Source organism: Echinicola jeungdonensis, from assembly GCF_030409905.1.
GTDB classification, from domain to species: domain Bacteria; phylum Bacteroidota; class Bacteroidia; order Cytophagales; family Cyclobacteriaceae; genus Echinicola; species Echinicola jeungdonensis.
Genome location: NZ_JAUFQT010000001.1, coordinates 1,372,632 through 1,397,504 on the forward strand (window position 1 = coordinate 1,372,632; position 24,873 = coordinate 1,397,504).

General features: G+C 39.8%; 22 protein-coding genes. 5 read left to right on the forward strand and 17 right to left on the reverse strand.

Translation table 11 applies throughout. The annotated features are described in order from the left end of the window. Positions 1-41: 41 nt before the first annotated feature. The 4 genes from purU to rbfA form a co-directional block, all read right to left on the reverse strand. Positions 42-896: a formyltetrahydrofolate deformylase gene (gene purU / locus QWY93_RS05820; protein WP_290247226.1), complete on the reverse strand. Its 855-nt coding sequence runs from the start codon at positions 894-896 to the stop codon at positions 42-44. 121 nt (positions 897-1,017) lie between these two features. Next, a complete protein-coding gene (locus QWY93_RS05825) occupies positions 1,018-3,954 on the reverse strand; it encodes a DEAD/DEAH box helicase (protein ID WP_290247227.1) in 2,937 nt (978 codons plus the stop codon). A 133-nt stretch (positions 3,955-4,087) separates the two neighbouring features. Continuing rightward, positions 4,088-5,311 (reverse strand): FtsX-like permease family protein, encoded by a 1,224-nt coding sequence (locus QWY93_RS05830; RefSeq protein WP_290247228.1) that lies wholly within the window; start codon positions 5,309-5,311, stop codon positions 4,088-4,090. Between the two features lie 53 nt (positions 5,312-5,364). After that, positions 5,365-5,748 (reverse strand): 30S ribosome-binding factor RbfA, encoded by a 384-nt coding sequence (gene rbfA, locus QWY93_RS05835; RefSeq protein WP_290247229.1) that lies wholly within the window; start codon positions 5,746-5,748, stop codon positions 5,365-5,367. A 180-nt stretch (positions 5,749-5,928) separates the two neighbouring features. On the opposite strand from rbfA, the gene QWY93_RS05840 reads away from it, so the two are divergent. Next, positions 5,929-7,248, forward strand: a complete 1,320-nt coding sequence (locus tag QWY93_RS05840) for a hypothetical protein (RefSeq protein WP_290247230.1) — start codon at positions 5,929-5,931, stop codon at positions 7,246-7,248. A 195-nt stretch (positions 7,249-7,443) separates the two neighbouring features. Here the strand turns inward: QWY93_RS05840 and QWY93_RS05845 are convergent, their stop codons facing one another. The 5 genes from QWY93_RS05845 to QWY93_RS05865 form a co-directional block, all read right to left on the reverse strand. Further along, positions 7,444-8,103 (reverse strand): phosphatidylserine decarboxylase family protein, encoded by a 660-nt coding sequence (locus QWY93_RS05845; protein ID WP_290247231.1) that lies wholly within the window; start codon positions 8,101-8,103, stop codon positions 7,444-7,446. 296 nt (positions 8,104-8,399) lie between these two features. Next, positions 8,400-9,677, reverse strand: a complete 1,278-nt coding sequence (locus QWY93_RS05850) for a Glu/Leu/Phe/Val family dehydrogenase (RefSeq protein ID WP_290247232.1) — start codon at positions 9,675-9,677, stop codon at positions 8,400-8,402. 65 nt (positions 9,678-9,742) lie between these two features. Then, positions 9,743-10,582 (reverse strand): phosphatidate cytidylyltransferase, encoded by an 840-nt coding sequence (locus QWY93_RS05855; RefSeq protein WP_290247233.1) that lies wholly within the window; start codon positions 10,580-10,582, stop codon positions 9,743-9,745. Beyond that, a complete protein-coding gene (locus tag QWY93_RS05860; RefSeq protein WP_290247234.1) occupies positions 10,566-10,772 on the reverse strand; it encodes a putative signal transducing protein in 207 nt (68 codons plus the stop codon). The genes QWY93_RS05855 and QWY93_RS05860 overlap by 17 nt, the downstream gene beginning before the upstream one ends. Continuing rightward, complete coding sequence (locus tag QWY93_RS05865) at positions 10,747-11,706, reverse strand: CPBP family intramembrane glutamic endopeptidase (protein ID WP_290247235.1); 960 nt, start codon at positions 11,704-11,706, stop codon at positions 10,747-10,749. Before QWY93_RS05865 ends, QWY93_RS05860 begins: the two co-directional genes overlap by 26 nt. Before the next feature lie 37 nt (positions 11,707-11,743). On the opposite strand from QWY93_RS05865, the gene dusB reads away from it, so the two are divergent. Continuing rightward, positions 11,744-12,736: a tRNA dihydrouridine synthase DusB gene (dusB, locus tag QWY93_RS05870; RefSeq protein WP_290247236.1), complete on the forward strand. Its 993-nt coding sequence runs from the start codon at positions 11,744-11,746 to the stop codon at positions 12,734-12,736. 539 nt (positions 12,737-13,275) lie between these two features. Here dusB and QWY93_RS05875 read toward each other — a convergent pair. From QWY93_RS05875 to QWY93_RS05895, 5 genes are all read right to left on the reverse strand, one after another. Beyond that, positions 13,276-14,349 carry a DUF3810 domain-containing protein gene (locus tag QWY93_RS05875; protein WP_290247237.1) on the reverse strand — a complete coding sequence of 358 codons (1,074 nt, stop codon included), beginning with the start codon at positions 14,347-14,349 and terminating at the stop codon, positions 13,276-13,278. Positions 14,350-14,430: 81 nt separating this feature from the next. Beyond that, complete coding sequence (locus tag QWY93_RS05880; protein WP_290247238.1) at positions 14,431-15,015, reverse strand: NifU family protein; 585 nt, start codon at positions 15,013-15,015, stop codon at positions 14,431-14,433. 46 nt (positions 15,016-15,061) lie between these two features. Further along, a complete protein-coding gene (locus QWY93_RS05885; protein ID WP_290247239.1) occupies positions 15,062-16,450 on the reverse strand; it encodes a dicarboxylate/amino acid:cation symporter in 1,389 nt (462 codons plus the stop codon). Between the two features lie 13 nt (positions 16,451-16,463). Further along, complete coding sequence (gene aroC / locus QWY93_RS05890; protein ID WP_290247240.1) at positions 16,464-17,552, reverse strand: chorismate synthase; 1,089 nt, start codon at positions 17,550-17,552, stop codon at positions 16,464-16,466. Then, positions 17,552-19,000, reverse strand: coding sequence for a BatD family protein (locus tag QWY93_RS05895; RefSeq protein ID WP_379945398.1), 1,449 nt, complete (start codon positions 18,998-19,000; stop codon positions 17,552-17,554). The genes aroC and QWY93_RS05895 overlap by 1 nt, the downstream gene beginning before the upstream one ends. Before the next feature lie 120 nt (positions 19,001-19,120). Between QWY93_RS05895 and QWY93_RS05900 the strand changes: the two genes are divergently transcribed. Next, the gene (locus QWY93_RS05900) at positions 19,121-19,309 is read left to right on the forward strand and encodes a hypothetical protein (RefSeq protein ID WP_290247242.1); all 189 of its coding nucleotides are present in this window, start codon (positions 19,121-19,123) and stop codon (positions 19,307-19,309) included. Positions 19,310-19,420: 111 nt separating this feature from the next. On the opposite strand, the gene QWY93_RS05905 is transcribed toward QWY93_RS05900, so the two are convergent. The 3 genes from QWY93_RS05905 to bshC are packed head-to-tail and all read right to left on the reverse strand — an operon-like array spanning position 19,421 to position 22,054. Continuing rightward, positions 19,421-19,906, reverse strand: coding sequence for a hypothetical protein (locus QWY93_RS05905; protein ID WP_290247243.1), 486 nt, complete (start codon positions 19,904-19,906; stop codon positions 19,421-19,423). 17 nt (positions 19,907-19,923) lie between these two features. Further along, a complete protein-coding gene (locus QWY93_RS05910; RefSeq protein WP_290247244.1) occupies positions 19,924-20,496 on the reverse strand; it encodes a 5-formyltetrahydrofolate cyclo-ligase in 573 nt (190 codons plus the stop codon). Beyond that, complete coding sequence (gene bshC, locus QWY93_RS05915; RefSeq protein ID WP_290247245.1) at positions 20,480-22,054, reverse strand: bacillithiol biosynthesis cysteine-adding enzyme BshC; 1,575 nt, start codon at positions 22,052-22,054, stop codon at positions 20,480-20,482. Before bshC ends, QWY93_RS05910 begins: the two co-directional genes overlap by 17 nt. Positions 22,055-22,261: 207 nt before the next feature. On the opposite strand from bshC, the gene QWY93_RS05920 reads away from it, so the two are divergent. Both QWY93_RS05920 and QWY93_RS05925 read left to right on the forward strand, forming a co-directional pair. After that, the gene (locus QWY93_RS05920; protein ID WP_290247246.1) at positions 22,262-24,454 is read left to right on the forward strand and encodes a heavy metal translocating P-type ATPase; all 2,193 of its coding nucleotides are present in this window, start codon (positions 22,262-22,264) and stop codon (positions 24,452-24,454) included. Between the two features lie 138 nt (positions 24,455-24,592). Next, a complete protein-coding gene (locus tag QWY93_RS05925) occupies positions 24,593-24,790 on the forward strand; it encodes a heavy-metal-associated domain-containing protein (protein ID WP_290247247.1) in 198 nt (65 codons plus the stop codon). The last annotated feature ends 83 nt before the right edge of the window (positions 24,791-24,873 follow it).

Consider the following 24,873-nt stretch of genomic DNA (forward strand, 5'->3'; position numbering starts at 1 on the left):
CAAAAACAGGCCATTCTTAATAAAGGAATGGCCTGTTTTTGTTAATTAAAGATAACGGTCCTGTTACCGATCACCATCACTTTCCTGGCCAAATGGTATTTGATGGCCCTGGACAGCACTACTTTTTCCACATCCTGCCCTATCTGAACCAGTTCCTCTACGGTGTTATGATGCCTTACCCGAGCAATGTCCTGTTCGATAATCGGACCTGCATCCAATTCCTCGGTCACATAATGTCCAGTGGCACCAATAATTTTAACTCCTCTTTTATAAGCAGCATGATAGGGTTTTGCCCCTACAAACGCTGGTAAGAAAGAATGGTGAATGTTAATAATCCGATTTGGATAATCTTTAATAAAATTAGGACTAAGGATTTGCATATACCTGGCTAACACCACAAAGTCCACCTGATTTTCCCTCAGCAGCTCCAATTGCTTTTCTTCCTGCTCGGATTTGTTTTCAGGAGTGATGGGCATATGGCAAAAGGGAATGCCAAAAGCTTCAACCGGTTGCTGAAGATGAGTATGATTGGAAATCACTAATGGTATTTCCACCTGAAATTGTCCTGAAAAATACCTCCCCAAAATGTCAAACAAACAATGGGACAGCTTGGATACAAATATGGCCATCCTCGGTTTGGGATGGTTGAAATGTAAGGAAAAATTCATTGAAAATTTTTGAGCTACAGTTTCATCAAAAATCCTTGATATTTGATCCTTCTCGATCGCAAAGGATTCCAATTCCCATTTGGCCCTCATGAAGAAATCACCTGTGTCCTTATCAATATATTGGTCCACTTCCTGGATATTTCCATTGTGGAAATATAGAAACTGGGAAACAGCCGCTACAATTCCTTTTTGATCTTTACATTGGATGATTAAAATGGCAGATTCCATAAAACGAAAACATAAAAGTTTTTTCAACAAAATAATCTGCCCTAAAAATATGGATTTTTTGTGAATTGAAGCCTCCAAAAGATGACTTTAGGCCAAAATCTACAAAACCTCCCAGATCACCTTAATCCAATAAAGCCTCTATATCTTCCTTGTTTAGGCTCTTCATAAAGCTCTCTTCCGTATTTATTAGCTCACCTGCCAATGCCATCTTTTTGTCCTGCAGGGCCATAATTTTTTCTTCCACCGAATTATGGGTGATAAATTTATAAATGATCACTTTGTTTTCCTGTCCAATTCTATGTGCCCTGTCAATGGCCTGAGCCTCCACTGCTGGGTTCCACCAAGGATCAAGCAAAAACACATATTCTGCTTTGGTAAGATTCAAACCAACACCACCAGCTTTAAGGGAAATCAAAAAAATCTTAACCTTGTCATTTTCCTGAAATTCCTTAACCTGTCCTTGACGGTCTTTGGTAGCTCCATCCAGGTAAGAATATGAAATATTGTTCTCATCCAAGTACTCCCGGATAATGCCCAAATGTTTTACAAATTGACTAAAAACAAGCACTTTATGACCTTCACTCACCGTGGATTCCAGCATGTGAATAATATCTTCCAATTTTCCAGAATCTCCCCCATAGGATTGGTCAGTCAATTTTGGGTGGTTAGCAATTTGCCTTAATTGAGTAAGTCCCCGCAATAAGGTAAAATTGTTTCTATTCATTCCAGGGAAGCTCATCTCCCCAACAATTTTTTCCCGATAATAGGCTTTCACCTCCTCGTAGGCTTTTTCCTGATCAGATGTCATGGAGGAGTATTTTACATTTACCACCTTTTCTGGCAGATCAGTTGCAACCTGATTCTTGAGCCTCCTTAAGACAAATGGCTTGATCATGGCATGCAGTTTGGAAGCCTTGTCCATATCATTCTTCTTCTCAATGGGAAGTAAAAACTGCTTCTTAAACATGCTTTGGCCACCAAGCAATCCCTGATTAACAAAGTTCATTTGGGACCAAAGATCCATAGTACCATTTTCCACTGGTGTCCCGGTCAAAATCAACTTGTTAGCACAAACTAATTGATTAACCGATTTGGAGATGATACTTCCCGGGTTTTTAATGGCCTGCGACTCATCAAGTATGATATAATTAAAATAAAAATCCTTCAAAATATCGACATCCAACCTGGTGATCCCGTAGGATGTAAGGACCAGGTCATAATCTGCAAAACGGCTATTGTCCTTTATCCTCTGTGAACCCGTATAAACCAAAATCTTCAGGTCAGGGGTAAACTTCTTCGATTCCAGCTCCCAATTGTAAATTAAAGAGGTGGGCATTACCAGCAAGGAGGTGGCCCCGTTGGTTTTTTCTTTTTCATGGGCCAACAATGCCAGAGTTTGAACGGTTTTTCCCAAGCCCATGTCATCCGCCAGGCATCCCCCAAACTTATATTCATTTAAAAACCTTAGCCAATCATAGCCTGCCTTCTGATAGGGCCTTAAAGTACCTTTGAATTCTTTTGGAAGTTCATAGGACTCAATGGAGGAAAAATCCTTGAGTTTGGCAAGTTTTCTGCTCAGGGTCAGATCGATCAGATTGCCTTTCTGTAATTCCTGTGCAAGGGCAATATGATGCTTTTTGAGCACCATATTTTTTTCCTTTTCCTCACTATCCTCTAGAAAGCTGAAAATTTCTGAATAGTTGACAAACCAGGAATCCGGAATTATGGCTATTTCTCCATTAGGAAGTTCAAATTCTGATTTTCCCTTTGTCAACAACTTTCTGATTTGAGCAAATGGAATTTCAAAAGTTCCAAATTTGATGATGGCATTAACGTCAAACCAGTCAATATTTTCTTTAACCTCTACTTTAATGGAGGCTTGACCTATAAAATACTTTTTGCCATTATTACTTTGATTTTGCTGGATTCGGACCCCCATCCCTTCCAATGCCTCTCTATTGGCATTGAGCCAATCAAATGCTTTGGATTTCACTAGGGAAAACCGGCTTGCCTTTACAGGCAAGCCAAGGTCCCTCAGATAATCTCCGTAAGATTTTTCCTTTTCCAGGTCCCGTATTACTTTATGGAAAATATAATTATCGCCCTGCTGTTCCAACTCTACATTATTAGTCCTTTTTTCCTCCGACCGGAAAGCATATTCTCCATATTGGAATTTAAGGTCAAAAACGATTTTGTCCTCTATTTCACTTTGATTCTCATTTCCAAAAAGGTCAGCATGACCATTTCCAGGAAGATCACTTAGACTCAAAAGCGCTTCCGGCTGGCTCCTTTGGACCTTAATATCGAACCCCTTGGCAAAGACATCAAAAGAGGCTACAAGTTGGGTGATGAACTTCTGGTAATAGGACTTTTCTACTTTCTTGGGGATGACAATGAATTTTTTATTCAGAAAGGGCTTTAACTTTTTGCCATCCACATTTTTCTCAAAATTGTAAAGTTTACCGTTAACCACTAGCCAAGCTGGCTCCTCGCAAAGCAGGTACCCCCCCTTATACTGCCAGTCCAACTTTTCCCCGTCGTACTTGATAGTTGGGAAGTAATGGGTATTGTCCTCATTTCTGCGGAAATGAAAAAGTACAGTGGCTTTTTTTGGAAGAACCTCAATTTCTTTCCAAACAGGGTTGCCATCATTTCCCATCTCGAATAAACGCTTACCTTTTATTTTTTCCAGGATCTTGGACCGGAGAATTTCCAATTTTAACTCTATTTGATCCTTGACATCCTTATAAGAAGCAGCGGTATTTCCATTATCATATACCCTTCTCAAAAACTCTTTTGGTTTTATCTTTTTGTTATTGAAGGGTTTGACGATAACATCATGCTGCATGCTATCCATTAGCTTAATCAGTTCGTAATCGGTCTCATCCAAACCTTTTTTAAATTCCCTTGCATTTTGGGAAGCAATATTTTGGTGGGCAAATGAAAGCCTGCCTTTTTCATCCAATTGAACCACGAAAGATTCAAACAGAATCCCCAGGTATTCATGACTAAAAAGGGAATAGACGATTTCAAATGGTTGGTCAGGAGAAACTATCATTTTGAATTGATTTGATCAAATTGCGGCTATGGCCACAGTTTTCCAAAATATACTAGCTTGCAAAGTAAAAAATAATAATAACTTATAACAGGGTTTGCCCCATAAAAATCAGGCCGTTTATAAGTTCTCCCCCCTATAAGTGCTCCACCGTTTTAACTTTGGCGGCAATGGCTGCGGGCCGATACGCGGCCAAAAAGGTAATCACCACAACGCTGATACTGGTCCACAAGAAGTCAGTCCAAATTATTTTCACAGGATAATTTTCCACTACAGAAGAGGCCACTCCCAGTGAAATCAATCCATAGGTATCCTGCAACCAGCAAAAAACAAAGCCCAGCAACAAACCAATAATGGCTCCGGAAAAAGCAATAATAGCTCCCTGTTTGATAAAAATGGATCGTATCAGCCGATTGGTAGCTCCCATAGCCAACAAAACTGCAATATCCTTTTTCTTTTCGATGGCCAACATGCTCAATGAAAAAAAGATATTAAAAGAGGCCACTGCCAGAATAAAAGTCAGGGTGATAAAAACAAAAAGCTTCTCAATTTTAATGGCCCTCAACAATCCGGCATGTTGTTCATCTGCATCTTTTACCGAAAAGTCTTCTCCCAACAAAGCTTTTAGTTTTTCCTTGACCTGCCCAATTCGATAATTATCGGCCACATTTATTTCTAATGAGGTTCTTTTATTTTGGTAGTTTAATAGATCCCTGGCAAATGCCATCGGTACAATGATATATTCATCATCAAATTTTTTTTCAACACTAAAAAAACTGGCTGGCCTGATAATGTCACTATTATACATTTGCCTTGGGTCTATAGTACCTGCTCTTGGGGCTTTAGGATAATACACCCGGAGTTTTTCAAATTCATTATCCAAATCAATTCCCAAAAAATACCCTACCCCTCTTCCAATGATGGCAGCAGGTTGGTTTTGGGTTCCCAAGGTTAAATCCCCTATAAAATAGCCTTTATTAAACCGTTCTTCATCCAAAAAATTATCGGTAACCCCCTTTAAAGTTACCACCATTTGGTCCTTACGGTAGCGGAGTAAAGCATTGTCCTCTATGACTTCAGTTAGGGTTTGGACCCCTTCTACCTCCCGAATTTGCCCAAGCCACTGGTCATCCACCTCAAAAGATTTCCCTCTCACCGGCTCAATTTTTAGTTCTGCATCAAAAGAAGCGTACAAACCCCTGATCAAATCTTCCAGGCCATTAAAAACAGAAAGTACAATGACCAGCGCCATAGTTCCCACCGCTACTCCCACCATGGCAATCCTAGAAAGGATATTGATAAAATTCCTTTTCTTCTTACTGCGGAAATAACGGGAAGCGATAAAAAAAGATAAATTCACAGGTCAGGTTTACTTTTCGGTCAGGTTAATAGGCCAAATCAATTGGGTTAATTTTAATCTTGATCCTCTTCATCCTCATCATCCTCTTCTTCAGGAATATCCAAATCAGAGATCACTTTTTCCATATGCTGCGCATATGCAGAGGATTCGTCCAAAAAAAAGACCAATTCCGGAATGGACCTTACACTCTTCCCTATCCTATTCCCCAAATTTTTCCTGATTTCTTTTTTATGTTCATTGATTTTTTCAAATAAAACCTTGGTGTCGGCCAATAAAAAACTCAAATATATTTTGGCAACTCCCAAATCCGGGCTCATAATAACATGGGTAACAGTCACCATTGCTTTTCCTACCAATGGTTTTGATTCCCTTTGGAAAATTTCACCCAGTTCTTTCTGTATTAACTTTGAATACTTTTGTTGTCTTTTACTTTCCATTCTTGAATAATTATGGTTGCAAATTTAGTGAATTAAATGACTAACCTTTAATTTCGTAGCTTCAGAATATATAAACATCAACATATATTATCCTTGCTTAGTTTTTTTAGAATCAACGATCCATTTCGCATTATAGGAATTGTTCTCCTTTTCCTACTTTTCAGTACTCCATATATTTTGATGGACATCCCATTGCTAAGTCCCGAATTGACTTGGATGCTTATCGGGGAAAGGATGAGTGAAGGCCATTACCTTTATGTGGACATCATTGATGATATAGGCCCACTATCAGCTTATATTTATTGGCTGATTGATATGGCTATAGGGAGGTCCTGGTGGACTTACAAAATCCTGGCTTCCCTGGTTATTTTATTTCAGATCACTTATATCAACCGGCTTTTTATAGCTTATCGGGCATTTGAGGACAATACCTATATTCCAGCTTTGGTATTGATTATTTTATTTCACCTTTCATTTGACTTTTTGACCTTATCCCCAGCTTTAATGGGGACTACCTTTATCATCCTGGCTTTGGGACAGCTATTTTCCCTTACCTTGCTCAAGCAAGAAAGTACAGAATCGGTATTGATGGTTGGAATATTTGGAGGAATTGCCACCTGTTTCCATTTTCCGCTTGCCATATTCCTTCCATTTCTCATTTTTACTGGGATCATGGTCAGTGGATTTAGTTTTAACCAATTGGTGCTATCCTTGGTAGGGTATTTCCAGCCTTTGGTATTCTGTGGCATTTATTTTTTCTGGATTGACGCGTTTCCCCAGTTTATTTCTGAATTTATCCTGGCCACCCGAATTACACAAATTTATCCCCATGTGGGCTATTTGGATTTGGTTATATTATTGTTGATACCAATGGCATTTACCTTTGGGGGGTATTTTATAGGGACATTACTGAAAAGCATCACCGTCAACCAGCAGAAACAAAAACAATTGATGGTCCTATTCTTGATTTTTGCACTTCTCTCTGTATTATTGGCCAACCACAGGACACCTTATCAAATGGTGGTTATACTTCCCGGCATGACTTATTTTATTGCCCAAATTTATATTTACCTGGAAAAAAGACGTTTGATCAATTTATTCTTTTACCTTTTCCTTATTCTGGTTCCTTCGGTGGGTTATTTTTGGTCCTTACAGAAAATCCAATCCGGAAAAATTTATAATTATGCCGTAAATGAGGTACCCCCATCCTCTCAAAAGGAAAAAATTTTGGTTTTGGGGGATGATATCAGTCTTTATCAAAATGCAACCCTGGCCACCCCTTACCTTAATTTTCGTTTATCAAAAAGAATCCTGACCAATTACGATGATTTTGATAAAATGTCCCAGGTATATCTAAATTTCAAAAACGAAAAACCTGCCAAAATCTTCGACCGGGAAGGGGTATTCCAAAAATTGCTCCAACATCTTTTACCGCTTCAGGAAATGTACCAAGAAGAGGAAAATGGAATCTATTCATTAAAAACCAATACTTCTTACTGACAATAGAATAGAGTAATTAGGGTAGTTGGGAATAAGGAAATTTAGAGCATGAGGTATAGGGAGCCTTATTATTTACACACAACCCTTAATTTTCATTTCATCGGTTTATCTCTTGGCTCCGACATTAAGGCACCCTGAAAAAGCATTCAAATTAGGACTCAAATAAAAAAAGTGGCCCTTTGGAGGCCACTTTTTTTATTTCAATTTAGCCAAAGGGGTAATCCCTCCTTTGGTCTTTTGATTGATATCAACGAGAATTTCTGCATCCAGGGGCACAAACACATCTACTCTGGAGCCAAATTTAATAAAGCCAAACTCCCCTCCCTGAATAACAGGCCCCCCTTCTTTGACATAATTTTTTATCCTTCTGGCCACAGCACCTGCAATTTGCCTTACAAGGAGCTTACCCCCATTCGGCTGCTTGATCACCATAGTGGTCCTTTCATTTTCATAGCTTGATTTAGGATGCCATGCCACCAAATATTTTCCGGGATGGTATTTGAAATATTCCACAAAACCACTGACCGGGGAACGGTTGACATGCACATTAATGGGGGACATAAAAATGGAAATCTGTTTGCAGCGCTTCTTAAGGTATTCTTCTTCCTCAGATTCCTCGATAACCACTACTTTTCCATCTGCAGGTGCATAGACAATGCTCTCATCATCAGGTAATGCAATGGTGGGGTTGCGGAAAAATTGCAACACCAATAAGTAAATGATGATGCTGCCGAGTAAAATAAGGTTTAATGCCGTTTCCTGCCCGGGCATCAATTGATGTGTTGCTAAATTGATGGCGGTCAAGATAACCAACATCAAAAACAACAATTTTCTTCCTTCTTTGTGAATTGTCATTATTTAATTTTTAACTAGCCTTAAACCAATGATTTACAAACAATTAAAGTTCCCAAATGGATAACAAATTGCAAATCTTGATAAAACAACTCCGCAATTTGCACATATTTCTTCTTATGTTAAAGAAAAAATTTCGGAGCGTTTCAGTTAATATTAAAGGCCAAATCTCTTGTTTGGATCAAAAATTGTAAAATTCAGTTGCTCATTTAGCTTCCATCCACCAATTTTAGTGTTTAAAATAACAAAGTACGCCTTGGGGGCATACTTTATTATTAAAATTAAGAAAATTATTTTTTTTAAAAACCACCACGATAATTATAGGTTTGAGCCACCTTATCTATGGCCACAATATAAGCTGCAATCCGCATGGGCACATTATACTTTTGGGACGCTTGGTACACATGATCAAAGGCTTCCTTCATGATCCGGTCTGACCTCCTGTTTACCCTTTCTGCTGTCCATTTGTAACCTAACCTGTTTTGGACCCATTCAAAATAACTTACAGTTACTCCTCCTGCATTGGCCAATATATCCGGAACTGCCATAATTCCCTTTTCATTGATTACTTTATCGGCATTGAAGGAGGTTGGACCATTGGCACCTTCAACGATAAGCTTGGCTTTAATATTATTGACATTTTTTCCGGTAATCACATCTTCTACTGCAGCGGGAACCAAAACATCCACCTCCAGGGCAAGGATTTCCATGGGATCCGACAATTTCTCTGCACCTTTGAACCCTTCCAGAGTTCCTTGGTTGCCGTCTCGATAATTGATGGCTTCCTGAATATTGATCCCATTTTCATTAAAATATGCCCCTGAAATATCGGATACGGCCACGATTTTTAGTCCCCTTTCTTCCAATAAGAAAGCTGCCCAGGCCCCAACATTGCCAAATCCCTGTACCGCACAGGTTGCCTTGAAAGGATTTATTTTTAATTTTTCCATGGCGGTCAGGGCGGAAACCATAACTCCCCTGCCTGTTGCTTCTGTTCTTCCCAGAGAGCCTCCCAAAACCAGCGGCTTCCCGGTTACCACAGCATTAACAGTCATCCCGCGAGCTTTCGAGTATTCGTCCATTAACCAAGCCATTTCCCTGGAACCTGTTCCCAAATCTGGCGCTGGGATATCCTTATCCGGACCAAAAACATCAATCATGGCAATTGTGTATGCCCGTACCAATCTTTCTATTTCCCCTCGGGACATTTCCCTGGGATTACACCGAACCCCGCCTTTGCCCCCTCCATAGGGAATATCTACCACCGCACATTTCCAAGTCATCCAGGCCGCAAGGGCCCTTACCTCATCAACATTCACATCCGGGGCAAATCGAATCCCTCCTTTGGCCGGGCCAAGGATATTGGAATGAATAACCCGGATTCCTTCAAACACCTGGATTTCTCCACTGTCCATGGTGATGGGCAGAGATACTATCACCTGTTTAGCTGGGTTTTTCAGGACATTATAGACCTCATTGGAAAGCCCAAGTTTTTCTGCAGCGATGTTAAATCTTTCCATCATGGACTCCAATGGATTTTCTTTATCCTTAATGGGAGCTGGTTCTATATAAGCCATATTTGGGTTTAGTTTTCGGATTGATATATTTTAATAATACATACGATATTTTAATCAGTTCCTGCTTAAAATATCTTTAAAAATGCAGCAATAAAAGGGGCTGATAGTAAAAGACCGTCAAAACGGTCCATAAATCCTCCGTGTCCTGGTAAGCCCCTTCCCGAATCCTTTATCGCTATACTTCTTTTAAACAAAGACTCTATCAAGTCTCCATAAGTACCTGCAATGATAATTATACCTGCAATGCTCAACCATTTCCATTGGGGAATAACCACAAAATACTTTGAAAGCAAAAAGGCCGTTAAAATAGCCATGGCTGCACCTCCCAAGCTTCCTTCCCAGGATTTCTTTGGAGAGACTCTTTCAAACAACTTGGTCTTGCCGAATTTTGTTCCGGCAAAATAAGCACCGGAATCACTGGCCCAAAGCAGAAACAAGGAGCCAACAATTACCTCATAGTGGAATGTCCCATCCACAGAAAAGGTGGCCATGTTCAATAAAGCAAATGGCACCGCAACATAAAAAATCCCTAGAAAGGTATACGCAATTCCTGTAAAGGGCTTTTTATCTGACTTACCATACAACTTTATAAAAAAGGTCAAAGAAACCAAGGGAAATACTAAAAAGTAATACTTATCCGGAAGGTGCTTCATTTCCACCAAAAAGGACATGGAAAATATCAGCAAGCCCAGGAAGGTACCAAAACTCTTTAAGGGAACCATTCCATCCAGGCCGCAAAGCTTATAAAATTCCAATTGGGATACCGCTAATATGGCACCAAAAATGATAAAATAAGTCCACTCACTATAAATAGAGCCTCCTAGGATGATGGCGGCCCCGATCAACGCGGTAATGATGCGTTGCCCCAGTTCGCTGTAATTAGTAATATTAAAACGTGATTTCATTCTTTATGATATTAATCGCTTCCAAGGCTTGGTCTGTACTGACCATGACTTGATAACTACCGTGAATCTGGTAAACAGATTCTTTTTTATTTAGCACGATGGCCGTAATGCCTTTCTCGACCAGCACTCCTTTGACAATTTCTGCCCTGATAAGGGTGGAGGATTCAAATACCTTTTGCCATCTTTTCATTGTAAGTCTCCTTCCTGGTTTGTTCAATAAATACTTTAAAGCAAAGGATAAACAATGCCAGGCCAAAAAGAATGCTCAACCAGGAAAAATTATCGGTATTTTCTATATCAAATTCAACCATCCCCAATTTATTGGCATAAATCATAATGACCGTTAAGGAATTATTGAGAATATGGGCCAACATAGGGTAAACCAAACTTCCGGAATAAAGGTATAAGTAGCCGAATAAAGCTCCTAAAAACAACCTTGGGAAAAAACCATAAAACTGAAGGTGAATGGCAGAAAAGATGATGGCAGAAATCCAAATCCCTGCATGGGCATTGCCTGTATAGTGATGGAGTTTGGGTTGTAAAATCCCCCTAAAAAGATATTCTTCCCCAATTCCAGCCAATATTCCTATCACCAATAGGCCCATCAAAAACTCTCCCATTCCTGAAAAATCTGTCAGATATCGGGTCAGTTCCATCAGTTGGTCTTCTTTTGCCCTGGCAAATTCCTCAAAAGCTTTCATAAAGCTTGGGAACTGAATACTTGAGTTCCAATCGATGATCATCACATTGAACATCATAAACCCCAGCAAAAGAGGAATTATTAATAATAAAAGATTGAACTTTGACTTGTGAAATTGTTGTTTCCATCCCAAATCCGCTTTGTCCAAATACCGAACAAAAATAAATCCTCCGGCAAAAAAGCCCAGCCCGCCTCCAAATCCTTGGAGGAAAAGGATGGCCATCCTTCCATTTGGATGATCCAAATTTCCCATAAATAGGGCAGGGAGCTCTTCAACGGGGATTTCAAACAGATAAGGGACCAGCAAAACTGCTAACCCTTGTAATAAGGCGAGGGCGCCAAAAGTGATTAGAACCAGCAATACCAAGGACAAGAGCCAGTTGTGTTTTGCAGCTATTTGACTTTGGGTTTTATAAATCTCCATAATTGGGGTAAATTTACAGGAAAATTATAAATCAGTCGTGGTAAAAATAGGAAACTTAGCTTTAGGGGAATTTCCATTACTGTTGGCACCCATGGAGGATGTCAGTGATCCGCCATTTCGAGCGGTGTGTAAGGAAAATGGTGCAGACCTTATGTACACCGAATTTATCAGTTCGGAAGGTTTGATTCGGGATGCTGCCAAAAGTGTGCAGAAACTTGATATTTTCGAGTATGAACGCCCCGTCGGTATTCAAATTTTCGGCAATGAGATCTCCTCAATGCGGGAGGCAGCTGCCATTGCCGAGCAGGCAGGTCCTGATATCCTGGATATTAATTATGGCTGCCCAGTAAATAAAGTAGCCTGTAAGGGAGCCGGAGCTGGAATCCTTTTGGACATTGACAAGATGGTGTCCATGACAGCAGAAATAGTAAAAGCTGTTGATATACCTGTAACTGTTAAAACCCGGCTAGGCTGGGATCAAAACACCATCCGAATCAATGAGGTAGTGGAAAGGTTGCAGGATGTCGGAATACAAGCCATTAGTATCCATGCCAGAACCCGGAAACAAATGTATAAAGGAGAGGCAGATTGGAGTTATTTGGCCGAGGTAAAAGAAAATCAACGTATCCATATTCCTGTTTTTGGCAATGGGGATATTGATAGTCCAGAAAAAGCACTGGAATACCGCAACAAATATGGTGTGGATGGAATGATGATCGGCCGGGCAGCCATCGGATACCCCTGGATTTTTGATGAAATCAAGCATTATTTTAAAACAGGAGAAAAGCTACCTGCCCCCGACTTGGAAGAAAGGGTAAAAGTAGCCAAGCAGCATTTAGACTTTTCAGTCAGGTGGAAAGGTGAAAAGCTTGGTATTCTGGAAATGAGAAGACATTATACCAATTATTTCCGTGGCATGCCTAACTTCAAACCTTACCGCACCCAAATGGTCACTGCAGATACCTATGAGGAAGTTTCTAACCTTTTGGATCATGTGGCTGTTGATTTTGCGGATTATCAGTTTGCATAACTTGAATAACTCTTTATAAAAACGGCTTGAAGGCACTATTCTGGCCGTTTTTATTTTTCTCACAAGTAATGTTTTTTATGGAAAATACTCTTTCATTTTTTTCCGTAATAGTAGTATTAATCTTACTTATTATTAATGGGTATAAGTCCTATTTACATTACCTGTTTCTTTACCGGAGAAACAAAATAAAAAACTGGAAAAATTATATCTTTTTACCTACAGAAGACCTTGAATATTGGTTTCATATAACTCTTCCCTTTTACATTTCCTCCTTTCAAAAAAATAAGGAAGAAAGGAAAATAAAGAAACTCGTTAAGACTTTTTGGATAATTTTACTCTTTTATTTTCTTATTTTATTTCTATCCTTTTCATATGTGAACTTCAAAAATTGATTTTGGAAAAATCAGAATAAAACCCCACAAATCATGGTTTAAGCAACTTTCCTAAGTCCTCGTACATCGTACCATGTACAAAAACCATCCCTATGAAAAATACGCAAACATACTATTTTGTCGAAAAACCCAAAAAAAAACAGCCCCTCATTCCCCCTTCAAACTTTTCCTCCACGCATAAGCCAACATGGTCAGCTGGGCATAACTGTTCACCCCTGCCTTTACCCCTTGGGTTTTCAGAAAAAGGTCATTTGACCGCCGGCTGAGCTCCAGGGAAATAGGTACTATTTTTCGGTTGTTGTCTGCAATAGAGGTTAAATCATTCCGAACCCCTTTATTAAGTTGCCCTAAAAAAGTCCGGTAGGCTGTACTATCTTTCTTATATAAATCTTTCATTTGGTACCGGAACAACCTCAATTGACCGGAATACTGCAAAAGTGGATTATCGCTATTGGTGCAGATAACCCAACCAATGAAATTAGCTTCTCCTTCATTGGTTACCCCATAACTATGGGCCATTTCATGGGCAATGGTAAAAGGCTTATCCAAGGGGTGAAGGGTAGGATCTATATAACTTTCTCCTGTAAAGGGAAAATAAATCCCCAAAATGCCCAATTTTCGGAGTAAGCCGGAGGGGTACAACTGTTTTGTTCTGGGATTGCCAGTAAAATTTAAGCCCATCAAGTACAAATTTTCACTTGTGGTTGCCCTGACTATTTTCTCCAATTCTGGAAAATCAAGGGTTTGCTGAATTGCAGAATCACTATCCGTAATATGCGGTCGTAATTGGGAAAGGATATTATGGGTCAAATCCAATTCTTTCATCAATTGTCCATTTTCCAGGGGAATAGGTTTTAAACTCAATTGTTGAAAAATCGGTACCCTTTGATAGTTAAAACCCCATAATACCAAAAAAAAGAACACCACAGCGCCAACAAAATTGAAAAAATAACGGACAGAATAGAAAGCTTTATCCTTCCAGCCCTTTTTAAATCTTACCTTAAAAAAGTACCGGAAAATAATAAAACCCAATACCAGCAAAAAAAGATAAATTGTTGGAAATGGTAACCTGGAAACGGAGACATCAATCACATTCCGTATGCCTGGGAAAAAACTTCTGGAATAAATAATTTCTGTTTTTGCAGGAAACTGAACTGCAAAAAACCTGACCACTAAAGCGATCACACCCAAAAGGGCCCAAGTCCAGTTGTGCTTTAACATAAAATTTGGCAAAAAAGGGTATGCAATTGGAAGGGGAGAAGAAATGGGGCCATTTATTGGCCCCAGATCAACAAAGCTCTTTTAAACACCTTCTGCTTCCACGGTTTTCACCTCTTCAGGCAGCATTCTGGTCAGCAAATTTTCTATCCCCGCTTTAAGGGTTACGGTACTGGAAGGACAACCCGAACAAGCACCTTGAAGCAATACCTTAACAACACCATCCTTGAAGCTATGGAAAATTATTGCGCCTCCATCTTGTTCCACGGCAGGCCGTATATACTCATCTAAGATACCTTTGATCTTTTTGACGGTTTCACTGTCGTTTTCATCAAACAAAGGATCCTTGTCATAGGCAAAATTAATAGGGGACTTTCCTGCTTCCAGAAATTGCTTGATATGGTCACGAATATGGTCCTGCACTTCTGCCCATTCCACATCTTCTTTTTTTGTAACCGTCACAAAATTCGACATGATAAAAACCCTGTCAACTGCAGCAAAATTAAACAGTTCTTTGGCCAAGGGAGAGCTATCAGCGCTTCCTTCATCAGGATAATCAAAGCTAAGCCCTTCTTCGGTCAACATAAAATTAACCACAAATTTCAATGAATTTGGGTTAGGGTTAGCTTCCATGTAAATATGTACTGGTTTCTTTTGTTCTTGCAACATGATTTGATTTTTTACCTTCTAGCAATCCAAACAGGAATAAGAACAATTAGTTCCTTTCCCCAGTGGTTATTTTTTGTTTTGTTGATTTTGTTTCTTTGGAATCCTCTTCATCTACAGAGGTAAGAGGATTCGATTTTCTTATCAATCCCTCTGGCAATTCCCCCTCTGTACTTGCTACAACCGTACAAACTGTAGCATCCCCGGTAACATTGACCACAGTCCTGAACATATCCAATATCCTGTCAGGAGCAATAATGAGGGCAATTCCAGCAGAAGGAACACCTATTGACTCCAAAATAATGATCAGCATGATCAAGCCAGCACCTGGCACTCCAGCGGTCCCTATTGAAGCCAGGGTTGCGGTCAGAACAATGGTTAATTGCTGGGCCAAAGTCAGGTCCATACCTAATGCCTGGGCAATAAAAACTGCCGCCACCCCTTGGTAAAGGCTGGTACCATCCATATTTACAGTGGCACCCAAAGGCAAAACAAAGCTACTTACCTCCTCAGAAACTCCAATTTCCTTTTCTACCTGCCGCATGGTCACAGGTAAGGTGGCAGAACTTGAACTCGTTGAGAAGGCCAATAACTGCGCTGGTCGGATGGCTTTGAAAAAATCTAAATACCTGACTTTCGTAAACAATTTTAAAACGGAAGGATAAATGGCCAGGATCAAAAACAGCAATCCCCCAACTACTACCAAACTATATTTCAATAAGGCCAATAACAATTCAAGGGCTGAGCCTGGGTTATCTCCTGCAATCTCAACTATTAAGGAAGCCATTAATGCAAATACCCCATAGGGAGCAATGATCATGATAAATCCCACAATTTTGATCACTACCTCATTAAGGCCATCAAAAAAAGCGATGACCGGGGCCGATTTAGATTTTGGAATCTGCAATAGCGCTATCCCAACTAAAATGGCAAAAAACACCACTTGTAACATGCTGGCATTATCGGCCGCAGCTTGGAAAACATTTTCAGGAACAATATCCTGTAGGGGTTTGAGGGGGCTTTGTTCTTGAAATCTTTCTGCCTGAGAGGTCTTGGACCCAACATCTTCATCAAACTGAGCCATCAAATTATCCCGGGTTTCTTCGGGCAAATTTTTACCTGGCTGGAAGATGTTAACCAATAATAGGCCAGAGGAAATGGCAATTACCGTAGTACAGATATAAGTGGCAATGGTCTTGCCCCCTATCCTGCTTAATTTGGATATGTCTCCCAAATTGGAAACCCCTACGATTAGGGAAGCCAAAACCAGGGGAACCGCTATCATCTTCAGGGCATTGATAAAAATGGTCCCAATTGGCTTGATGTAATTGATGGTAAAATCCGGGGAAATTTCACCCTTGATAATAACCAAGCCAAAAACCAGGCCCAACACCAAGCCAATAATTATCTGTGTATGCAGCGGTATTTTTTTTAACATATCACTGGGCTTATTACCCTTTTGGCTCCAATTTGCTTAACCTGTTTAACAAAAGATAATCTGCCAATACCAAAGCCGTCATGGCCTCTACAATAGGAACTGCTCGGGGAACCACGCAAGGATCATGTCTTCCCTTACCTGAAACTGTCACGGATTCTCCACCTTCATTAACACTTTGTTGGTCCTTCATAATGGTGGCCACTGGCTTAAAGGCTACTTTAAAATATATGTCTTCTCCATTGGAAATACCTCCCTGGATACCTCCGGAATGGTTGGTTTTTGTTCTTACCCGGTCCCCTTCTTGATAGAATTCATCATTATGCTCAGACCCTCTCATGATAACACCCTCAAAGCCGCTCCCAAATTCAAATCCTTTTACGGCATTGATGCTCAGCATGGCTTTTCCCAATTCTGCATGCAAACGGTCAAATACTGGTTCTCCTAATCCTGGAGGCACCTCCTGAGCAACACAGGTAACCACCCCACCAATTGTATCCCGGCTTTTTCTAATTTCATCGATATATTCGATCATATCTTCTGCCACCTTGGGATCCGGGCAACGAACAATGTTCTTTTCAATTTCTGAAAAATCCAGTTCCTGATAGGGTTTCTCCAGTTTTATTTGCCCTGCCTGGCTTACAAAAGCATTGATTTTCACACCAAAATGCCCCAACAGAAGTTTTGCCACGGCCCCTGCAGCTACTCTGGCTGCAGTTTCTCTGGCACTGCTTCTTCCTCCCCCACGGTAATCCCTTACACCATATTTTTCATAATATGTATAATCAGCATGTGAAGGACGGAATTTGTCCGCAATATGGGAATAATCCTTACTTTTCTGATCAGTATTTAATATGACAATGGATATGGGGGTACCAGTTGTCTTTCCTTCAAATACACCGGAAAGAATCTGACATTCATCTTCCTCTTTCCTTTGTGTGGTGATTTTTGATTGCCCTGGCTTTCTTCTTTGAAGTTCAGCACGGATAAATTCTTCATCAATAGGAAGTCCGGCAGGACATCCGTCGATAATCACACCCAGCCCTTTTCCGTGAGATTCACCAAAGGTGCTTATCTTAAATACTTTTCCAAATGAATTCCCCATTACCTTTTTTTCATGATCATAATGGCCAGCATAATTACTGCGCCAACTAATAGCAAATTGATAAAAGTCGAAAAATAATACTTATATCGCTGGTTTAAAAGCTTATTGTCCTCAAGTTCTATGAAATCATAAATTCCACCTAACCTGGTAGAAGAAATAGACTCATTAATTTTGCTTTCACCCACCACATTCAAAATGGCTTGGGGCCTTAGGGTATCATACCTTTCCAGACCGGTATTGAAATATACCCATTCAAAATGGTTACTTAAGGGCAGTTTTCCAGGCTCATTGACCGTCAAATAATATTCGAATTCCTTCGTCCCGGTTACCCGGCCCCTTCCCCGGTTAATTTGCTGCCTCTCATTGGGGTCATAAGTATTCAGCTTTTGGATATTTTTCTTTTGGGGAGCATTGATGGAGTTAATATTACCTTCACCGCGGATTGCAAAATTATAGGTTATCCCTTCTCCGGTTTCCACCTTTTTCTCTTCAAAATTTTCCATCAACCTGAATTGTCCCACACTTACTTCATTTTTCAATGGGTGAGGAGGTAATGGTTTAACTTTAATGGTTTTCCCCTTGGCATGAAAGGTTTTATAACTTTCCTGCCTATTATTCCCGAAGAAGGTGGGATTTTTGGCCACTTTATACTTGATCATCTCCCATTCTATATCCGGCAATTGAATTTCACCTTCATTGAAAGGATAAAAGGTAGCCTCATACACTTTAAATCTGGTCCAGTTTTTTCCATCTATCCGTACCCTTTCAGGTTGGATATTGGTAATGTTAAAATTTTCTTCCCATGCATGGGTGGGCTTTATTTTTTTGACAATTTTTTCCAATTGTTTACCTGGCTCATAAAAATCAAATGGTGCTTGGTTGGTTTCTGCCATAAAAAAAGCCAAGCTGACATTAAATCCCTCGCCAACGTACACTTCCTCCTTGTCTACATTCATGGAAAAAAAAGCCTCATCATCCAATTCAATAAATTCCTGCTCTTCCCCGTCTGAGCTTCCAAAGAAATCATCAAAGGAGTCTGTGGACCTCCTTTGAGCCGCTGACGCCTGTTTGGGATCCGTAACTTTAATTTCTTTCCCAGGAGATGAAACCGGGTTGCCATTGAGCTGCATGGTAAAGTCCTCAAGAATAAATGTCCCTTTCCTCAGTGGTTTATAGTACTGGACAATACTATTGGTACTGTTCATTTGGCCATTGACCACACTCATAGAAGAAGATTGGGAAATTCCCTGCTTTTGGAACCCATTTATTTCCGGAAACTGGTCATAAGACTTTATTTTTTCATCTGAAATAGTTATTTTTATGCTGAAAGTTTGATTTATCCCTACCTCGCTAGGCCCTAATTCCACCTGTACCCCTTGGCCAAGAGCAAATGTGGTTATCATAGAAAGTAAAAATACTAGATTGAGGTAAAGCTTCGTTCTTTTCATAAATGCAGCGCTGGACTAAATTATTAACGCAAAATAACAAGGATATTTTAAACGCAACAAATTTGGGAAAGTGCCGTATCTGATTTTAGTTATTGTTTAACATAAATTAAAAGAATTACCATGTTGGAATATGTTAAAACCATTTTAATGAAGGTGAGTTTTGACAAAAAACTTTTCGAGAAAGAGTTAAGGAAAGGCCTCAATTTGCTAGCGCCTTCAGAGCTGAGAGAGTTTAAAGATTGGTGTTATAAGACTTTCGCCAAGATTTACTTGGCGGTGTTGAATAAGTATTTTGTTAAACTTGCCTAAAGTTTAGCCCTTGATTAAGGGGCTTTTTTTAACCCAGATCTTGATTTCAATTTCCCAATAAAAACGCAAAGGCAAATTATCATGTTGATATTTGCCTTTGCGTTTTGAATTTTAGTGGAAGGTAAACCGGATTGATAAGGCAATCTCATCACCCCACCAACCAGAATAACCGCTCAGATTAAATGCAGGTTTATAATCCAATGACAAGTTCACGGGAGCATCTACAAATTTATAATCTAAACCAATGATCCCATCTATACCAAAAATGGTATAATCTCTGTCGGGATTACCAAATGGGTGATCACTATCTCTTCCCCAAGACCCAAGGTGAAGACCACCTCCATAGAACCAACGAAGACCTCTAATTTCCCTCACATTTCGGTGTTTCTCATAAAGGCCGGTAATTAATAAGCCCCTCCACCGGGTGTGAAGAATCCCCTCAATAGCGTCATCCCGCTCTAAAAAGTGCTTAACGGTCAACCCATTGGTTACACCTGCACGGAGGCCTACCCCGGTCCGGTAAGTCTGAGCTTCTGCTTCATTGCAAAGCACAATGACCATCAGCGCAAAAACAGCTATAATTGCTTTTTTCAACATAAAATAATTGGTTTAATTTATGAAAATGTAATAATCTCATCTGGTGTAATACAAGAATCCAGCGATATATCATGGGATTCTATTTCTATCATTTTTTCCGGTGGAAAAAATGACAAACCTACTTTTTCCACTAGGGGCGAAAGTTCTTTCAGAAAACGGTCATAAAAACCCTTTCCATATCCTATTCTATTACCTTTCAAATCATATGCCAAAAGTGGGACAAACACCAATTGGATCAAGTGCTTTTCTACTAATTCTACCTGATCCGGAATCGGTATTCCCCACTGGTCTTTAGTAAACAAGGTCTTTTCCAATAATTTAACGGTTTTCATTTCACCGCTATCAAAATCCGATATGGAGGTGTAAACATTCTTCCCCACGGCCAATAATTGATCCAATAATGGAAAAGTATTTATCTCATAGAGCCTGTCGATGGGTAAAAACAAATGCATATGTTCCACTTCAGGTTTTCCTTCCAGGAAACTAAAGGCTTGATTGGTAATTACATGGGAATATTTTCGCCTTTGGTCTGCCCCTAAATCTTTTCTTTTTTGCTTATATGCTTTTCTGAGCCTAGCCTTTGGATCCATCCTTTTCTAAAATAATAAAATCAAATTCCAATGGGTCAAAGTTTTGATGAAGTTCTTCGATAAATCCAGAATTTTCAAGGTAGTAAGGAAGAAAATTATCTTTACGTTCTTGAGCTACCCCACCCGGGAATAAGATTTCCTTAATTTCACCCATTTGTCTTAGGCCTATTTCCAAACGTTTTTCCTCCGCCCTTCTGAGTTTTTTACCAAAATGATCCAAAACTTTGTTGGCCCTGACCTTAGCAGCCTCTGATGATGGATTCAAGGAAGGATCAATTTCCGCTGCACTCTCGCCCAGTTCATCAAAAAGGTCTGAAATGATTTTATGCTCTTTCTCCAACTCTAAATCTGAAATAGAGTTCCTTTTGACATATTCTTTTTTCCAATCCTGATAATTTTCAAACACATCCGCTTTCTCCAATTCCAAAGCTTTCATTTTCCGCTGCACCTTTACATCAAAGATCAAGGCAAAATTTCTGGGTAAAAGTAAAGGGAAACTGATTTTATAATGGTCAAACACCAATTTTAATTGCAACCAATAAGCAATTTCTGCTGGACCTCCTAAATAGGCCAAATTGGGCAACACGCACTCCTGATAAAGGGGCCGCATGACTACATTTGGACTAAATTTCTCAGGATTTTCCTCAATCAACCTTAACAATTCATCCTCTGGAAACCTCAGTTCAGTATCTATTATATGATATTCATTACCTTTTTTAACAATCCGAGACCTTAAACCTTTTTCCAGGTAGAAAAAGTTAATTTCCCTTGGAAAAACCTGGCTTTGGTACCCCAACTTTTCCAATTTGGCGGTTTGTTCATTCACCAAATCATTTGCCTTATTGGATAGAATGTCATCCTTTATTACAGGGGCAAAGATTTGCTTCAAAGCAGGGTCATTTCCATCCAGGATAACCAATCCCTTTTCTCCAAAAAGATGATCTACGTATTTTCTAACAGCTTCAGCCAAGTTCCTGGATCCCAAATAAGCTTTTTTGAAAAAATCAGGAACAAAAGTCAGCTCCTTTAGGAGGGCTTCCAATTCCTCATCTTTTACAAAATCTCCTACAGCTCCTTTTTGCTTGCTGTTCCAGGTATATTTTTTCCCCTCGTAAGTAAAATGATTGATTTCCTCAAAATCATGGTCTTCAGTAGCCATCCAATAAACCGGCACAAATCGGTAATCCGTATATTCTTCTGAAAGCTTTTGGGCAAGATTGATGGTGCTAACTATTTTGTATATAAAATAAAGCGGGCCTGTGAACAAATTCAATTGATGGCCGGTGGTAACAGTAAAAGTATTTTCATCAGCCAAAGCCTGAATATTGGAACTGACCGGAGAAGTTAATTCCATATTCCCATATTGGCGTTCAAGGGACTGGACCAGCACCTTTCGTTTTTCTACTTCAAGGTTTCTACTTTTAATGACCTTTTTAAAATTTTCCAGATTTGGAAATTCACAATAAAAGGGCCGGAGCTTTTCATTTTTTCGGATATAATCTATAAAAATGCTGGAAAATTGCCCGGTACACTCCGGCTCAACAGTAGATTTCAACATGAGTTTGACAATTGAGTTGCTGCGCTGTTTTTTGATTATGTTTGTTTAAACTTGAATTTGGGTTATAAAGTTCGTGATTTTTTTCCTGAATACAGGAACGGTTTCCCTTTGGTTTAAACTTTTCAAAAATTATATAAGTAATACTTGTTCAGTACCAAGTACCTTTGATCACAATTTGATGTAAAGTCAAAAAATTTTGGAGAATCCATGAATAATAAAAAAGAATGGCCTGTAAAGGGAATGAGTTGTGCGGCTTGTGCCAACAGTGTTGAAACCACATTGAACAAGCTGAATGGAGTTCGCAGTGCAAGTGTAAATTTTGCCAATCATTCCGCTCTTTTAGAACTTGACAAGGAGGCTGACCCTTTTGCCATCCAAAAGGCTGTTAGGGAAGCAGGTTATGATATCCTTTTGGATGAAAAGGAGGAAGTAGACCTTACAAAAATTCAAAAAGAGGACTATATACAATTAAAAAGAAACACCATTGCAGCAGGGATCCTAGCTGTCCCTGTATTTGTGATGGGCATGTTCTTGCCTCAAATTCCCTATGCTAATTATATAATGTGGGCACTAACCACCCCGGTGCTTTTTATTTTTGGCAGGATTTTTTTTATCAATGCCTTCCGGCAAATCCAACATGGAAAAGCCAATATGGACACCTTGGTAGCCATGAGTACCGGAGTGGCCTATGCATACAGCTCATTGAACACCTTCCTCCCGGAATGGCTGAGCCAAAGGGGCATAACTCCCCATGTGTACTTTGAAGCCGCTGCAGTGATTGTATTTTTCATCTTGCTGGGAAGAATGTTGGAATCGGGAGCCAAGGCAGGAACAGGAAAAGCCTTAAAAAAGCTAATGGGGCTTCAACCTGATGAAGTGACTGTGGTGGATGGCAAAAATGAAGGCATAAAAAAAACCAGCGAAGTCCAACGGGGAGAGACCATTTTGGTCAAACCAGGCCAAAAAATCCCCTTGGATGGAAAAATCATTGATGGAGAATCATTTGTAAATGAAAGTATGCTTACCGGGGAGCCCCTTCCCTTGGAAAAGCAAGTGGGGGATCAAGTTTATGCCGGTACCATCAATCAAAAAGGCAGCCTTCAATTTGTGGTGGAGCAAGCGGGTGATGAAACCCTATTGGCACAAATCATCCAAAAAATTAAAGAAGCCCAGGGATCTAAAGCTCCAGTTCAAAAACTGGTGGACAAGGTAACCTCTGTCTTTGTACCCATCGTTATCGGAATTGGGCTTTTGACATTCTTGATTTGGGGTTTTAGTGGGATTACAGAACCCTGGGTACATGGTATGTTAGCTTTGGTGACGGTACTGGTTATAGCTTGTCCCTGTGCACTTGGTTTGGCCACCCCTACCGCCATCATGGCAGGAATTGGAAAAGGAGCTTCCATGGGCATTCTAATCAAGGATGCGGAAAGCCTGGAAACCGGCCATAAAATAGACACTATCATTTTAGACAAAACCGGCACCATTACGGAGGGTAAACCAGAAGTAAGTGCAATTAAATTTGCTCCTGAAACCAAAGATCCCCAAAAAGAATTACAGGTTATTCTTGCCTTGGAGGGAAAAAGTGAACATCCTTTAGCCTCTGCCATTACCCAATATTTGAAAGACCATCAAAAAGCGGCCATCAGCAATTTTCAGTCTCATACGGGAAATGGAGTATCAGGAAATTTGGGCCAGGACAGGTACCTTATAGGCAAAAAAAGCTGGTTGCTTAAGTTGGGAGTCCAACAATCGAATTGGATTGAGGACTTCGAAAAAGAAAATTTAGAAAAAGGATCCATTTTGATCTATATGGCAAAAAATAACCGGATTTTGGGATTGGTAAGCATTTCCGATCAGGTCAAAGCAAGTTCCTCTAAGGCAATAGCCGATTTGCAGAAAATGGGGATGGAAGTCCATATTCTTTCCGGTGACCAGGAAACGACAACTTCATCCCTAGCAGAAAAAGTTGGCATTAAGCATTATAAGGGAGGGTTATTGCCTTCTGATAAAGCAGAATATATCAAATCTCTCCAAGGCCAGGGAAAAAAGGTGGCCATGATTGGGGATGGCATCAATGACAGTGAAGCTCTGGCAACGGCTGATTTTAGTATTGCCATGGGCAAAGGCACCGATATTGCTATGGATGTGGCAAAGGTCACTTTGATCCACTCAGATTTAAAGCAGGTGCCTGATATGTTTAGGCTCACCCAAAAAACTGTTAAAACCATCCGTCAAAACCTTTTTTGGGCCTTTATTTATAATATTATTGGGATTCCCATTGCTGCAGGAATATTATTCCCATTCTTTGGATTTCTTCTTAATCCCATGATAGCAGGGATGGCCATGGCGCTTAGCTCGGTGTCTGTGGTTTCCAATAGTTTAAGGTTGAGTAATTAACTTCACTTTAAAACCCCGTTTCGAGCAAAATAAACATACTTGCCACCCATTTCAGGTGAAAAGGGAATCGAAATAACAGTTAAAAATCTACTTCGGCCTTTTTAGCCGTAGTCAATAATAAAATTAAAAACCAGTAAAATGATAAAGCTAAAAACCAATATCAAATGTGGCGCTTGTGTAGAAGCGGTTACACCTAAATTGAATCAATTGCCAATCACTGAATGGAAAGTGGACCTCAAGGATCCGGACAGGATCTTGGAAGTCACAGGGCAAGTTTCAGAAAAAGAAATCAAAAAAGCCCTAAACGAAGCAGGATATGAAGGGCAAGTGATTTAGGAAAAAAAAAGCCAAAAGCTTCCCCTATTATTTTATTAAGTTTGCAGGACAAAGCGGTCCTTTAATACCGTTTAAATATTTAC